The sequence below is a fragment of the Yoonia sp. R78084 genome (genome assembly GCF_044595625.1).
In the GTDB taxonomy this organism is placed as follows: Bacteria; Pseudomonadota; Alphaproteobacteria; order Rhodobacterales; family Rhodobacteraceae; genus Yoonia.
On sequence record NZ_CP138993.1, the window covers coordinates 462297 to 476836 of the forward strand.

The 14540-nt window shown below is 59.1% G+C and carries 15 protein-coding genes and 1 riboswitch; of the genes, 11 read left to right on the forward strand and 4 right to left on the reverse strand.

Annotated elements, in window-relative coordinates; all coding sequences use genetic code 11:
* Window position 1: 1 nt before the first annotated feature.
* Together fabB and fabA are read right to left on the reverse strand one after the other, a co-directional pair.
* Entirely contained in the window at window positions 2–1231 is a 1230-nt protein-coding gene (fabB, locus tag SJY29_RS02420) for a beta-ketoacyl-ACP synthase I (RefSeq protein ID WP_400086361.1), read from the reverse strand.
* 51 nt (window positions 1232–1282) lie between these two features.
* Window positions 1283–1792: a bifunctional 3-hydroxydecanoyl-ACP dehydratase/trans-2-decenoyl-ACP isomerase gene (gene fabA, locus SJY29_RS02425; protein WP_400086364.1), complete on the reverse strand. Its 510-nt coding sequence runs from the start codon at window positions 1790–1792 to the stop codon at window positions 1283–1285.
* Between the two features lie 149 nt (window positions 1793–1941).
* Between fabA and irrA the strand changes: the two genes are divergently transcribed.
* Window positions 1942–2358 (forward strand): iron response transcriptional regulator IrrA, encoded by a 417-nt coding sequence (irrA, locus tag SJY29_RS02430; protein ID WP_110279894.1) that lies wholly within the window; start codon window positions 1942–1944, stop codon window positions 2356–2358.
* A 79-nt stretch (window positions 2359–2437) separates the two neighbouring features.
* Window positions 2438–2968, forward strand: coding sequence for an REP-associated tyrosine transposase (locus SJY29_RS02435; RefSeq protein ID WP_400086368.1), 531 nt, complete (start codon window positions 2438–2440; stop codon window positions 2966–2968).
* Here the strand turns inward: SJY29_RS02435 and SJY29_RS02440 are convergent.
* Window positions 2907–3770, reverse strand: coding sequence for a hypothetical protein (locus tag SJY29_RS02440; protein ID WP_400086371.1), 864 nt, complete (start codon window positions 3768–3770; stop codon window positions 2907–2909). The genes SJY29_RS02435 and SJY29_RS02440 overlap by 62 nt on opposite strands.
* 113 nt (window positions 3771–3883) lie before the next feature.
* Here SJY29_RS02440 and miaB point away from each other — a divergent pair, with 113 nt between their 5' ends.
* A complete protein-coding gene (miaB, locus tag SJY29_RS02445; RefSeq protein WP_400086374.1) occupies window positions 3884–5191 on the forward strand; it encodes a tRNA (N6-isopentenyl adenosine(37)-C2)-methylthiotransferase MiaB in 1308 nt (435 codons plus the stop codon).
* Between the two features lie 18 nt (window positions 5192–5209).
* Here the strand turns inward: miaB and SJY29_RS02450 are convergent, their stop codons facing one another.
* The gene (locus SJY29_RS02450; RefSeq protein WP_400086377.1) at window positions 5210–6190 is read right to left on the reverse strand and encodes a zinc transporter ZntB; all 981 of its coding nucleotides are present in this window, start codon (window positions 6188–6190) and stop codon (window positions 5210–5212) included.
* Between the two features lie 271 nt (window positions 6191–6461).
* On the opposite strand from SJY29_RS02450, the gene SJY29_RS02455 reads away from it, so the two are divergent.
* From SJY29_RS02455 to cmk, 8 genes are all read left to right on the forward strand, one after another.
* On the forward strand, window positions 6462–7475 hold the full coding sequence (locus SJY29_RS02455; protein WP_400086379.1) for a PhoH family protein: 1014 nt from the start codon (window positions 6462–6464) through the stop codon (window positions 7473–7475).
* Complete coding sequence (gene ybeY, locus SJY29_RS02460) at window positions 7472–7960, forward strand: rRNA maturation RNase YbeY (protein ID WP_400086382.1); 489 nt, start codon at window positions 7472–7474, stop codon at window positions 7958–7960. Before SJY29_RS02455 ends, ybeY begins: the two co-directional genes overlap by 4 nt.
* A 33-nt stretch (window positions 7961–7993) precedes the next feature.
* Window positions 7994–8881: a transporter associated domain-containing protein gene (locus tag SJY29_RS02465; protein WP_400086385.1), complete on the forward strand. Its 888-nt coding sequence runs from the start codon at window positions 7994–7996 to the stop codon at window positions 8879–8881.
* Entirely contained in the window at window positions 8874–10373 is a 1500-nt protein-coding gene (gene lnt, locus SJY29_RS02470) for an apolipoprotein N-acyltransferase (protein WP_400086388.1), read from the forward strand. Before SJY29_RS02465 ends, lnt begins: the two co-directional genes overlap by 8 nt.
* Before the next feature lie 33 nt (window positions 10374–10406).
* Window positions 10407–10454: riboswitch (SAM-SAH riboswitch) on the forward strand.
* Window positions 10455–10461: 7 nt separating this feature from the next.
* Window positions 10462–11643, forward strand: a complete 1182-nt coding sequence (gene metK, locus SJY29_RS02475; protein WP_400086391.1) for a methionine adenosyltransferase — start codon at window positions 10462–10464, stop codon at window positions 11641–11643.
* Between the two features lie 110 nt (window positions 11644–11753).
* The gene (gene trmB, locus SJY29_RS02480) at window positions 11754–12467 is read left to right on the forward strand and encodes a tRNA (guanosine(46)-N7)-methyltransferase TrmB (RefSeq protein WP_400086397.1); all 714 of its coding nucleotides are present in this window, start codon (window positions 11754–11756) and stop codon (window positions 12465–12467) included.
* Between the two features lie 108 nt (window positions 12468–12575).
* Entirely contained in the window at window positions 12576–13928 is a 1353-nt protein-coding gene (gene aroA, locus SJY29_RS02485) for a 3-phosphoshikimate 1-carboxyvinyltransferase (RefSeq protein ID WP_400086400.1), read from the forward strand.
* Entirely contained in the window at window positions 13925–14533 is a 609-nt protein-coding gene (gene cmk / locus SJY29_RS02490; RefSeq protein ID WP_400086403.1) for a (d)CMP kinase, read from the forward strand. The genes aroA and cmk overlap by 4 nt, the downstream gene beginning before the upstream one ends.
* Window positions 14534–14540: the final 7 nt, after the last annotated feature.

A 14540-nucleotide genomic window follows, 5' to 3' on the forward strand; every position in this document is an offset into this window, starting at 1 on the left:
CCTATCCTTTAAATTTGGAAAGCAGCATGGAACCGTTGGTGCCGCCGAACCCGAACGAGTTGGTCATCACAGTATCAAGACCTGCGTTTTCGACCAGCGTGGTCGCAATTTCCGCCGGATCAAGCGCGGGGTCGAGGTTTTCGACATTGATCGAGGGCGCGATAAAGTCGTGCTCGAGCATCAGGAGGCAATACACGGCCTCTTGTGCCCCTGTGGCGCCTTGGCTGTGACCGGTCATGGATTTGGTCGAACTGATCGGTGGCGTGGTGCCTTTGCCAAAGACGCGGCGCACGGCCTCGACTTCGCCGACGTCGCCCACAGGGGTCGATGTGCCATGCGCGTTGATGTAGCTGACCTTGCGGCCCTCGGGCAGCGTGACCAATGCGCCGCGCATGGCGCGTTCGCCGCCTTCGCCCGAAGGGGCCACCATATCGGCCCCGTCTGATGTGGCAGCAAAGCCCGTGACTTCGGCATAGATTTTTGCGCCGCGTGCCTGCGCGCTTTCCAGCGTTTCCAGCACGACCATGGCACCGCCGCCCGCGATCACGAAACCGTCGCGGTCGGCGTCAAAGGCGCGGCTCGCGCGCTCGGGAGTGTCGTTATATTTCGAGGACATCGCGCCCATCGCATCAAAGAGGCAGGACAGCGTCCAGTCCAGTTCCTCGCCGCCGCCTGCGAACATGATGTCCTGCGTGCCGAGTGCGACTTGCTGCGCGGCCATGCCGATGCAGTGCAGCGAGGTGGAACAGGCAGAGGTGATCGAAAAATTCATGCCCTTGATTTTATAGGCTGTCGCGAGGTTCGCGCTGACCGTCGAGGACATGGCCTTTGGCACCGCGAACGGCCCGATGCGCTTGGTCGAGCCTGTCTCTTTGACGACCTCATGTGCCTTGAGAATGGCCGAGGTCGATGGCCCGCCCGATCCTGCAATCAGGCCCGTCATCGGGTTGACGACCTGCTCTTCGGTCAATCCCGCGTCAAAAATCGCCTGTCCCATGGCGATGTGCGCATAGGCCGCACCCGGACCCATGAACCGCAGGGTGCGCTTATCGACGTGTTCGGTGATATCGATCTTGAGATTGCCTGCGATCTGGCTGCGGAAACCGTGTTCGGCCATCTCGGGCGATGCTTCGATCCCGGATTTTCCGGCCTTGAGTGCGGCAAGCACTTCTTCGGCATTGTTCCCGATCGGTGATACGATCCCGAGACCTGTGACAACAACGCGGCGCATGGGCACCTCTCCTTTTGAACGATGATAGATGTGCGAGGGCGAAGCTCTCGACTAGCTTTCAGACAGGGCGACTTTCATGTCGGTGACTTGATAGATGACCTCGCCATCCGCCTCAACAATTCCGTTGGCCACGCCCATGGTGAGGCGGCGGGTCTGGATGGCTTTGGTGAAATCTACCTTGTATGTCAGCATCTTGCGGTCGGGGCGGACCATGCCCGTCAGTTTGACCTCGCCCACACCCAGCGCATAACCGCGCCCCAGCCAGCCGCGCCAGCCAAGGTTGAAACCGGTCAATTGCCACAGGCCGTCGAGCCCAAGGCAGCCTGGCATGATCGGGTTTCCGGGGAAATGGCAGTCAAAGAACCACAGATCAGGTGTGATATCGAATTCAGCCACAACATGGCCTTTACCGTGTGCGCCGCCATCACCCGAAATCTCGGTGATCCGGTCCATCATCAGCATGGGAGGCGCTGGAAGCTGGGCGTTGCCTTCGCCGAACAGCTCGCCACGGGCGCAAGCCAGCAGGGCGTCTTTGTCAAAATAAGTCGGGTAATCGGCCATATCTTTGGTCTCGTTCTTCTTTACTGCGTCGCAAGACCTCTATCACTCAGCGGTTTATGAGAGCAAGTCTGCGCTTTTCTGACGGTTTTCATTTGATCCGGAGGATATTCTTCCCATATACTTGAGAATAATTGTCATAAAGGGCGATCATGTCAGATATAGCGACACAGCGCAGCACAAACTGGTTGGCGGGTGCGGGGCTTCGGCCGACGCGTCAGCGCGTGACCTTGGCGTCTTTGCTGGTGGGCGACGGGCAGGACCGCCATGTGACAGCCGAAAGCCTTTTCGAAGCAGCCTCTGATGCGGATGAAAAAGTGTCTCTGGCGACTGTCTATAATACGCTGCGCGCGTTCTGCGATGCGGGCCTCGTCCGCGAGATTACAGTGGACGGATCGAAAAGCTACTTCGACACCAATATGACAGACCATCCGCATTTCTATTGGGAAGACAGCGCGACCTTGACAGACGCGCCTGCGGACGAGCTGGAAATCCGCAACTTGCCCGACGCGCCTGCCGGGGCGGAAATTGCGTCAGTGGATGTTGTCATCCGGTTGCGCCGGAAATGACAGGTTAGGTGGATTATGATCCACCTTACGGTTTGCACAGTTTCATAAATAATTAACCGATATTTGCGACGGTCGTCGCATGTCTCATTACCGTCGTCTTTACGTGCCGGGTGGCACCTATTTCTTTACCGTCCGCTTGCAGGATCACCGGTCGGACCTTTTGGTGTCGCAGATTGACCTGCTGCGTGACGCGATGCGTCTTTGCCGCAAGCGCTGGCCGTTTGAGATTGAGGCCGCAGTGATCCTGCCCAACAAGCTGCATATGATCTGGACGTTGCCTGACGGGGATGCCGATTTTTCCAAACGCTGGCGGCTGATCAAATCAAGTTTCTCGCGCCATGCACCTGCGCCTGCCTATATTCCAGAGAGCCATCGCCAACGCGGCGAAAAGGGCATTTGGCAGCGCCGGTTCTGGGAACATCTGATCCGCGACGCGGATGATTTGGCGCTGCATATGCACTTGATCCGGTCAGCGCCAATCCATGCCGGTTTGGTCAAAAGACCAAGCGATTGGCCTTATTCATCACTGCATTATCCAAAGAAGCAGCTTAGAACCATTGCCCCGGTTCCATCAGCCCCAAATCCAGAAGCTGTTGTGAATGCCAGTTGAAGTGCTGGGATTGTGGCCAGTGAAACGTTGTGATCGCGGCACGGCTGCCCGGGTTGCGCCGGAGGGCTTTTGCCGTCCGGAACGATCCGATCGCAGCTGACAGGTTGTTGTGCCACGGGCAAGAATAGGTGTTGTACTCGGCGATATTGAACGCCCGATCCGCCCGCATTTCCAGACCGGGCTGCGCGCGGAAAAATGAAATCCTGTCGGTCCGTTGGCGCAGTTTCGGGATATGCTCTTCGAACCGCCACCGCAGCCCGCCAAAGACATTGACCTGCCGCTCGAGTGTTTCGCCATCATCATCTGCGCGGGCGAGCGCATAGTAGCCGGATTTGTCGAAATGGGCGCCGTCGTGATCAACACCGTCAGGATGGGTCGTCAGGTCTTTGGCATAGAGATCGACGACAGAACTCATCACTGTGTCGCGCCGTTCCTCGCGCATGAATGTCAGCATCTCGCCTACGCTGCGCGTTTCGCAGAACGGGTAGAAAAGATATTCCGCATTGTAACAATAATAGAACCACTGGTCCGGCAGCGCCTTGATCATCGTGTTGACGATCAATTGCAAAGCGTCCTCAGCGCTGACGTCAAAATCGACACGGTCCACGGTGTCGGGCAGGTCGGTTGGCAACGTATGCCGGGGCGCACAAAAGGCGAGAATGCGGGCGAAACCTGCGTTGGTATGGTGGGCAATCGTGCGTGCAACCGCAACATCATCCTCGATCAGGATCAAGGCAACGGGGCCTTTGGGCGGGCTGCGCCGAAGATCGCCCGAGAGTGCGGAAATGGATGGGTAATGCATAAAACTCGCTTCGTCGAAAGGCAGGGTGCAAAATCGGTGATATCGGGCCGCATTGCAAGCATTCCGCCAAGTCGTTAGAAGGCCCGAGTTATCCTAACCCGAGAGCAGCCCCCATGTCCGCGCCAAAGAAGCTTTATATCAAGACCTATGGTTGTCAGATGAACGTCTATGACAGCGAACGCATGGCCGAGGCGCTGGGCGGCAAGGGCTATGTGGAAACCACCACGCCGGATGACGCGGATATGATTCTGCTCAATACCTGCCATATTCGCGAAAAGGCCGCCGAAAAGGTCTATTCCGAACTGGGCCGGTTCAAAGGGCTCAAAGCGGCGAACCCTGATCTGAAAATCGGTGTCGCCGGTTGCGTGGCACAGGCCGAAGGTGAAGAGATCATCCGCCGCCAGCCGATGGTCGATCTGGTGGTGGGCCCGCAAAGCTACCACCGCTTGCCTGCGATGGAAGAGGCTGTGCGCACGGGGGCCAAGGCGCTCGACACCGATTTCCCCGACGATGACAAGTTTGATACGCTGAAAGCACGCTCCAAGGCCAAGCGCGGCCCGACGGCGTTTTTGACGGTGCAAGAGGGTTGCGACAAGTTCTGCGCGTTTTGTGTCGTGCCCTATACGCGCGGCGCCGAGGTGTCGCGCCCGGCGGATCGGATTATTCGCGAGGCGCAGGAACTGGTGGAAAGCGGCGTGAAGGAAATCACGCTCCTGGGCCAGAATGTGAACGCCTATCATGGCCATGAAGGCGGTTTGGCGGGGCTGATCTGGGCACTGGACAAGGTGGACGGGTTGGAGCGCATCCGTTTCACCACATCCCACCCTAATGACATGGATGATGCGTTGATCGAAGCGCATGGCACCTGCGATAAACTGATGCCTTATCTGCATTTGCCGGTGCAATCGGGGTCGGACCGGATTTTGAAAGCGATGAACCGCAAGCATACCGCCGCGGGCTATTTGCGTCTGATCGAACGTATTCGCGCGGCGCGGCCTGACCTTTTGTTGTCCGGTGATTTCATCGTGGGCTTCCCCGGTGAGACCGAGCAGGATTTTGAAGACACCATGCAGCTGGTGCGCGATGTCCACTTTGGGCAAGCCTATTCGTTCAAATACTCCACCCGTCCGGGCACGCCTGCCGCTGAAAAGCCGCAACTACCCGAGGACGTGATGCATGACCGGCTGCAGCGGTTGCAGGCTTTGTTGCGTGAGCAACAGCAGGCGACGCAGGCTGCGATGGTGGGGCGTGAGGTGAAGGTTTTGTTTGAAAAAGCAGGGCGCGAAGCGGGCCAGATGATTGGCAAGTCCGAGTATCTGCATGCGGTTTATGCCGATGCGCCTGCGGATGTGCTAGGGCAGGTGCACGCGGTGCGGATTATCGAGGACAGCCCGAATTCGCTCAAGGGTATTTTGGTGTAAGGTGGATTGAAATCCACCTTACGTGCGGAACAGTCCCAGCTTGCGGAAAAGCAGGACCAAAAGGCCGGCAAGGCCGGCAATCAGCAAACAGACGGCCCAGAATGCCCGCGGATCATCCACACCGGGCATGCCGCCCACATTGATGCCCAGCAATCCGGTCAACAGCCCCAAGGGCAGGAAGATCGCCGAAACGATCGACAGCAATAGCATGCGTTGGTTCATCGCTTCGGCGCGATTGTCCATGATCTGGTCATGTACGATCTGCGCACGGTCTCGGATCGCATCGAGTTCTTCGCCAAAGCGCTGCACCCGTTCTGCCGCTTCGCGCAGGCGCGTGCGGTCGTGCGCATCCAGCCAGCCAAGATCCTCGATTTCTAGCGTGGTCAGCGCGTCGCGTTGTGGTACGAAATAGCGCCGGAGCACGATGGCTTTGCGCCGCAAGCCGCCAAGGCGCGACCGTGACACATGGCCCTTGGGATCTATGACCGCCTCTTCCAGCGTGTCGATTTCCTCGTTCAGGGTTGCCACGACCGGTTCGGCCCGATCTGTCAGGCGTAACGCCAGTTTCGCCACGAAATCGCCGGGTGATCGCGGGGCCTCGCCGCGTGTCACTGTTTCCGCCAGATCCTGCACCGCAAAAAGAGGACGCCCCCAAACCCCGATCACCCGCTGATGTTCCAGCCAGAGCCGGACCGACACCATGTCTTCGGGTTCAGCATCCGGGTTCAGGTTTACACCGCGCAGGTTCAAGAGCACGCCGTTGCCATGCACTGTGCAGCGCGGGCGGGTTTCGTCAGCAGTGAGCGCGGCGATGACGAACTGATCAAGCCCCGCCTCGGCCAGCAACGCAGGCGTCGCTGCATTCGCTCTGTTCAGGTGCAGCCAGCCAAAGCCGGGTGGAGCGAGCGTCGCGATGGTTGCGACAAACTCTGCGGGGGTGACCGGCGTGCCACTGCCTGATCCGGAGAAGACAAAGCTTATCGAATCTCTCGTCACCATGGCTGTGCTCTCCTCTTGGGGCAGATCCACCTATCCGGCAGTTGTCTTGGCCCTTTTCGCAGCAGTTTGCGCAAGTTTATAGCATTTGGCAATTTGCGTCTAAGGCAGGGTGTTTTGTCGGCGCATCAAAGGTTTAACGTGGAAGAATGCTGCGCCGCATCTACGTCGTACGAAACAGGGTGCTATCAAAACCCGCTCTTTACGCAAAGAGCCTTGCGCCTTGTGTCTGCACTTGCCACGATACCTATATATAGACAAAGAGGAGAGCTGATTGGCCACCGGTGCCCTGACCCCACCCGCTGACGTTGCAACAGAATCCCTGTTGGAATTCCCTGACAATTTTTTGCTGATCGATCTTTGCGGCGAATATGACCGCAACCTGACCACCATCGAAGACAGACTTGGCGTGCAAATTCTGCGTCGTGGCAACCAGTTGGCTGTCATCGGGGACCATGATGCGCGCGTCGAGGCGACGCAGGTGCTGGGCGCGCTTTACAGCCGGCTCGAGGCGGGCCGTTCGCTGGAGCCGGGTGATCTGGACCGCGAATTGCGCATGGGGGCCGAGCCGATGTTCGATCCTGTCCGCAGTGGTGACCAGATCGAGCTGTTCAAGGGTGAGACAGAGCGGGTCGAGATCAAGACACGCAAGAAGCTGGTCGAGCCGCGCACCGATGCGCAAAAGGCCTATGTGAAGGCGCTTTTTGCCAATGAGCTTGCCTTTGGTATCGGGCCTGCGGGAACCGGTAAGACCTATCTGGCCGTGGCCGTGGGCGTGAATATGTTGATAAGCGGGCATGTAGACAAGATCATCCTGTCGCGCCCTGCGGTCGAGGCGGGCGAGAAACTTGGCTATCTGCCCGGTGACATGAAGGACAAGGTCGATCCTTATATGCAGCCGCTTTATGACGCGCTGAACGATTTTCTGCCGGGCAAACAATCGGCGAAGATGATCGAGGAAAAGGTGATCGAGATCGCGCCTTTGGCCTTTATGCGGGGGCGCACCCTGTCCAATGCCTTTGTGGTACTGGACGAGGCGCAGAACGCGACCACAATGCAGATGAAGATGTTCCTGACCCGTCTGGGCGAGGGGTCGCGCATGGTGATCACCGGTGACCGCACGCAGATCGATTTGCCCCGCGGTGTAAATTCGGGGCTGTGGGATGCGGAACGTTTGCTCAAGAATATTCCCAAGATCAGCTTTAACTACTTCACCTCCAAAGATGTCGTACGCCATCCGCTGGTTGCCGCGATCATCGAAGCCTATGAGGCGGATGATCCGAGGTGAGCGTCGATTGCGTAGTCGAAGATGACCGCTGGGGCGATATCGACGCGCTGGCGCAATTGGCCTGCGATGCGGCACTTGAACGGCTGGGGTTGGAACCTTCGGTGTTTGAAATCAGCGTGCTGGCCTGTGATGACGCGCGGATCACTGCGTTGAACGCGGATTTCCGTGACAAGCCCGCGCCCACCAATGTGCTGAGCTGGCCGTCAGAGGAACGCGCTGCCGCAATGGATGGTGAAATGCCTCTTCCCCCGCAGCCCGTGCCGGACCCTGAACTGGGTGATATTGCGATTGCCTATGACACCTGCGCGCGCGAAGCCGCCGCAGCGGGCAAACCTTTGCGCGATCACACGCTTCATTTACTTGTTCATGGCACCCTTCATTTATTGGGTTTCGATCATGAACGTGACCGCGACGCCACCTTAATGGAAGGCTTGGAGACAGAGATACTTGGCAAACTGGGTGTTCCTGACCCATATAGGGAGTAATCGGGTCGGCTGACCCACATAGGTAAGGATAAAATGGGCGACACAGACGAAGGACCGTCTAGCGCTGCGCAAAGCGCGCAGCAGGATGAGACGGAAACCTCTCCCGGGCTTTTTTCACGTTTGGTGAACGTGTTTACTGGGCCCGCGACAGCAGAAGAAAACCAGGAGGCACCACGCGAAAACGTGAATGCAGCAGGCGCGATGTTGGGGATGCTCAATTTGCGCCGGATGCGCGTCGAGGACGTGTCGATTCCCAAGCCTGATATTGTGGCTGTTCCTGTCACCATTACAAAGGATGAACTGGTTGAGGTGTTCCGGACCAGCGGTCTGACCCGTTTGCCGGTGTATGACGGGACGCTGGATACGCCCATCGGGATTGCCAACCTCAAGGATTTTGCGCTGCGCCACGGTTTTAACGGCAATCGTCAGGAACTGGATTTGCGCGAGATGGTGCGGCCCTTGATTTTTGTTCCCCCGTCGATGCCACTGGGTGTGCTGCTGCAAAAGATGCAGGCCGAACGTATCCACATGGCACTGGTCATTGATGAATACGGTGGTACAGACGGATTGGTCACGATCGAGGACGTCATTGAACAGGTCGTCGGCGAGATTGAGGACGAGCACGATATCGAAGAAGCCAAAAGCTGGGTACTTGAAAAACCCGGTTGTTATCTGGCGCAGGCCCGCACAGATCTGGATGACTTCGAGGCCGAGATCGGTTTGAACCTGACCGAGGCCGAGGAAATCGACGAGGAAGAAATCGACACGCTGGGCGGGTTGGTTACAATGCTGGCGGGCCATCTGCCTGCGCGTGGTGAAGTCATCGTGCATCCCGCCGGCCCTGAATTCGAAGTTGTGGACGCAGACCCGCGCCGGATCAAACGGTTGCGCGTCCGTCTGACACCGGCCAGCAATGGCTAACATTGGCGTGCAGTTTGCTGCGCGCGGGGCGTTGTTGCGGCTTGTCGCGTTTGCGGCTTTAGGGGCCGTGGCGGGATTGGGCCAAGCGCCTTTTGACCTGTGGCCACTGACGATCCTTGCGCTGGGCGTGGTGTTTGCGGTCTATCCGCAGGCGCTTTCGCGCCATCACACTGTGTATCACGCATGGGCTTTCGGGTTCGGCTATTTTGCCTTCAGCCTGCGCTGGATTGTCGAGCCATTCCTCGTTGATATTGAGCGCCACGGATGGATGGCCCCTTTTGCGCTGTTTTTGATGGCGGCAGGGGCCGCAATTTTCTGGGCGCTGGCGGCCTGGGTGGCATCAAGGCTCGCGCCGCGCAGTCCGGTTATGTTTGCCCTGATGCTGGTCGGCGCCGAGGTGTTGCGTTCCCTGATCCTGACAGGGTTCCCTTGGGCTTTGCTGGGTCATGTCTGGGTGACAACAGGGCTGGCGCAGGTCGTGGCCTATGGCGGCCCCCACTTGCTCACGCTTCTCACGGTGCTTTGCGGGCTGGCTGTCGCGGCCCTGATGGGGCCTGCGCGGATTGTGGGGCTTGTGGTTCTGGGGCTGGGTCTGGCGTTGTCCTTTGTCCTGCGCCCCGGACCGGCGGGACAGCCGTCCGGTGATCTGCCAATCGTGCGTCTGGTGCAGCCCAATGCCCCGCAAGAGCAGAAATGGGACCCTGCCTTCACGGATGTTTTTTTGCGCCGTCTGACCACCTATAGTGCCGAGGGTCCTGTGCCTGATCTGGTTGTCTGGCCTGAAACGGCCGTTCCCTATCTGTTGAACCGCATCGATGATGATCTGGGCTTTCTGGCCGATTCCGCGCGTGGTGCGCCGCTTGTTTTCGGGATCCAGCGGCGCGATGCTGACGCACGGGCCTATAACAGTCTGGTCGTTGTTGGCCCAGGCGGGGCGCTGCAAAGCATCTATGACAAGCGGCATCTTGTCCCCTTTGGAGAGTATATTCCTGGTGCGCGGTTTCTGGGGCAGTTGGGGGCGACGGGGCTTGCCCGTAATCTTGGTGTCGGCTTCACGCCGGGTGCGACGCCCGGGCCTGTTGATCTGCCGGGAATTGGCGCTGCGGTGCCTTTGATTTGCTATGAAGGAATTTTTGCCGAAGAAATCGCCTATGGCGAGACCCGCCCGCGGTTGTTGTTGCTGATCACGAATGATGCATGGTTCGGCGAAGCGGCGGGTCCGCATCAGCACCTTGCACAAGCGCGCTTGCGCGCAATCGAGCAGGGTTTGCCGATGGTGCGTGTTGCCAACACCGGCATCAGCGCGATGATTGATCCCAAAGGACGCATCACTGCGGCATTGCCGCTGGGTGTTGATGGCGCGATCGATGCGCCTCTGCCTGCGGCGCTTGCAGCGACACCCTATAGCAGATGGGGCGATCTGCCGGTTGTCCTGTTGATGCTTTTGTTCATCTTTGGCGGTTATTTCAGGGCCAGACGCGATAGCGATTGACCTAGCAGCGGGCACACCATATCGGAGTGTTCGATTCTGTCACAACGGCTTCCTGACGTGGCGGTATAACTTAATGGAGCACTTTCCCATGGCGCGTAACAATTACATCTTTACCTCTGAATCCGTTTCAGAGGGGCATCCTGATAAGGTCTGTGACCGCATTTCCGATAGTATTCTGGACGCATTCCTGACCGAAGAACCCGAAGCGCGTGTCGCTTGCGAGACTTTCGCCACAACAAACCGCGTGGTGATCGGCGGCGAAGTGGGGCTGTCTGACCAGTCGAAGCTGAAGGACCATATGGCGCGCATCGAGGATATCGCGCGCGCCTGCATCAAGGACATCGGATACGAGCAGGACAAGTTCCATCATGCGACCTGCGAGATTACGAACCTGCTGCATGAGCAATCCGCGCATATCGCCCAGGGTGTGAATGCATCCGACACCAAAGAAGAAGGTGCCGGTGATCAGGGGATCATGTTCGGCTATGCCACAACGGAAACCGATGCGCTGATGCCGGCCCCGATCCAATATGCCCACGCGATCCTGCGCCGTCTGGCAGAGGTGCGCAAATCCGGCGAAGAACCAACGTTGCGCCCTGATGCCAAAAGCCAGGTGTCGCTGCGGTATGAAAATGGCAAGCCGGTAGAGGCGATGTCGATCGTGCTCTCGACCCAACACAGCGACGAGAACCAGACCAGCGCGGATATCCGTGCGATTGTCGAGCCTTATATTCGCGAAGTGATGCCTGAGGGCCTGATTACCGCGCGGACCGAATGGTGGGTGAACCCGACAGGCACATTCGTCATCGGCGGGCCTGATGGTGATGCCGGTCTGACGGGCCGCAAGATTATCGTGGATACCTACGGTGGCGCGGCCCCGCATGGTGGTGGGGCTTTCTCGGGTAAAGACCCGACCAAGGTGGACCGGTCTGCAGCCTATGCATCGCGCTATCTGGCCAAGAACGTAGTGGCGGCTGGCATGGCCGAGCGTTGCACGATCCAGTTGAGCTATGCCATTGGTGTGGCCAAGCCTTTGTCGATCTATGCCGATACCCATGGCACAGGCGAGGTCGATCCGGCGGCGATCGAGCGTGCAATTGCACAGGTCATGGATCTGACGCCGCGCGGTATCCGTGAGCATCTGGGCCTGAACAAGCCGATTTACGAACGCACAGCGGCTTATGGTCACTTTGGTCGTGCGCCGGATGCGGATGGCGGGTTCAGCTGGGAGCGGACCGATCTTGTTGAGGCGCTCAAGCGCGCTGTTTGATCAAGGTAGGGTGGGTCAAGACCCACCTTACAGTTTGCACGGTGCGTAGGGTGGATCTTGATCCACCCTGCTGATTGCGAAAGCTGCGCACCCTTGTTAAAGCCCCGCCTATGAGCAAAACCAATCATCCCTCGGGCGCCCCTTGGCGCAATTTCTATGGCCGCTTTCGTGGCAAGACGATCCGTGCCGCCCAGCACGATTATCTTGAGAACGATCTTGCGCCGCTATCGCCCGGACCGATCAGTTGGGAAGAAAATCCCGACCGGACGCAGCTTGTGCTGGATGATATTTTTGATGGCAAGGACATCTGGCTTGAAATCGGCTTTGGCGGGGGAGAGCATCTGGTGCATATGGCACAGACCTATCCCGACATTGGTCTGATCGGCTGTGAGCCGTTTATCAATGGTGTCGCCATGCTTCTGGGCAAGATCCGCAAGGCTGATGTGGACAATCTGCGGGTTCACCCGGGCGATGTGCGTGATCTGTTCGATGTTTTGCCTGATGCGACGCTGTCAAAGGTGTTTCTGAACTACCCAGATCCCTGGCCCAAGAAGCGCCATCACCGCCGCCGGTTTGTCACACCGGAGCATCTTGCCCCTTTGCACCGTGTCATGAAACCGGGTGCCGAGTTGCGCGTTGCGACAGACATCAAGGACTATGTCCGCCAGACGCTGGAGCAGGTGCCTTCGCACGGGTTTGAATGGCTGGCCGAGGGGCCTGACGATTGGCGCGCGCCATGGGCGGACTGGGTGTCGACACGCTATGAGCAGAAGGCGCTCCGTGAAGGCCGGACACCGCATTATCTGACCTTCCGTCGGGTGTGAGCGTCGGACCCTCTGGGGGGAGTATTTCCGGCAAGATGATAAGACAGGTGATAGACCCGGCGAACGTGCTGCGCTATCAACCGCCCGAGTTAAGAAGGAAGATTGCCAATGTCCGGTCACGGCACCCCGATCCCCATGATATCGCACCCATGTGGCCCCTTGGTGGGCGAGGCGCATGTGCCGGGTGACAAGTCGATTTCACACCGGTCGCTGATTTTGGGGGCGATGTGTATTGGCGAGACGCGGATCACCGGCCTTCTGGAAGGTGAGGACGTGCTGGATACCGCCAAGGCGATGCAGGCCTTCGGGGCGACGGTGACCAATCATGGTGACGGCGCGTGGTCCGTCAGTGGCGTGGGTGTTGGCGGGTTCGCCGAGCCTGACCACGTAATTGATTGTGGCAATTCCGGCACGGGTGTCCGCCTGATCATGGGGGCCGCTGCGACCTCGCCCATTACCGTGACCTATACGGGCGATGCGTCGCTGAACGGGCGGCCGATGGGGCGGGTGACTGATCCGCTCGCACTTTTCGGGGCGCAAGCCGTGGGGCGTGCCGGTGGGCGTTTGCCGATGACCATTGTGGGTGCGCGCGCCCCTGTGCCGGTGCGCTATGTCGTGCCGGTGCCGTCGGCGCAGGTGAAGTCGGCCGTTTTGCTGGCGGGTCTGAATGCCCCGGGCCAGACTGTTGTGATCGAAAAAGAAGCGACCCGCGATCACACCGAGCGGATGTTGCAGGGCTTTGGTGCGACGTTAAGTGTTGAAGAGACTGACGAAGGCCGGGTGATCACGCTTGATGGACAGCCCGAACTGGTCCCCCAGACGATCATTGTGCCGCGTGATCCGTCATCGGCGGCCTTTCCGGTCTGTGCGGCGATTATCACGCCGGGTTCGGATGTTCTGGTGCCCAATATCGGGTTGAACCCGACGCGGGCGGGGCTGTTCACCACATTGCAGGAAATGGGGGCTGATCTGGTCTATGAAAATATGCGCGAGGAGGGGGGCGAGCCTGTTGCCGACCTGCGGGCGAAATTCTCGCCCGATTTGCGCGGGATTGCCGTGCCGCCTGCCCGCGCGGCGAGCATGATTGATGAGTACCCTGTGTTGTCTGTCGTGGCGGCCTTTGCGCAGGGTGTCACCGACATGCAGGGTGTCAAGGAATTGCGCGTCAAGGAAAGCGACCGGATTGATGCAATGGCCAAGGGCCTGCGTGCTGCCGGAGTGACAGTGGATGAAGGGCCTGACTGGTGGAAGGTCACAGGCTTGGGCCACGGCAACGTGCCGGGCGGTGTGACCGTGGCGAGCCAGCTGGATCACCGCATCGCGATGGCGTTCATGGTCATGGGCATGGCGACGCAAAAGCCAATGCGCGTGGATGATGGTAGTCCGATTGCCACCTCTTTCCCGATATTCGAGGACCTGATGGGTGCGCTGGGCGCGCAGATTGTACGTGCCGAGGCATGAGCTTTATCGTCGCCATTGATGGGCCAGCTGCCGCAGGCAAGGGGACGATTTCCAAGGCTGTTGCGGCGCATTTCGGTTTTGCGCATCTTGATACGGGGCTGCTCTATCGTGCGGTTGGCGCCAAAGTGATTGCAGGGGCGGAACCGGTTGCCGCCGCCCGTGCGCTTGATCCTGTTGATCTGGAAAATGACAGCCTGCGGACAGCGGCCGTGGCGCAAGCGGCCAGCGAGGTGGCGGTGATCCCCGACGTGCGTGCCGCACTTGTGGCGTTCCAGCGCAGCTTTGCAGGGCGTGACGGTGGTGCGGTTCTGGACGGGCGTGACATCGGGACGGTCATTTGTCCTGCTGCGGATGTGAAGCTCTTTGTCACCGCCAGTCCCGAATGCCGTGCCGAACGTCGCTTTCAGGAGCTTTCGGGTAAAGGGACAGACACCACCTTTGAAACGGTGCTGGCGGATGTGAAAGAACGTGACGCACGGGATCATAACCGTGCGACGGCCCCACTGGTCCCTGCGGATGATGCGGTGCTGCTGGACACGTCAGAGCTGACCGCCGCACAGGCGATTGCCGCTGCGATCAAGGTCGTCGCGGCGGCGCGCAGCTAAGACGGCA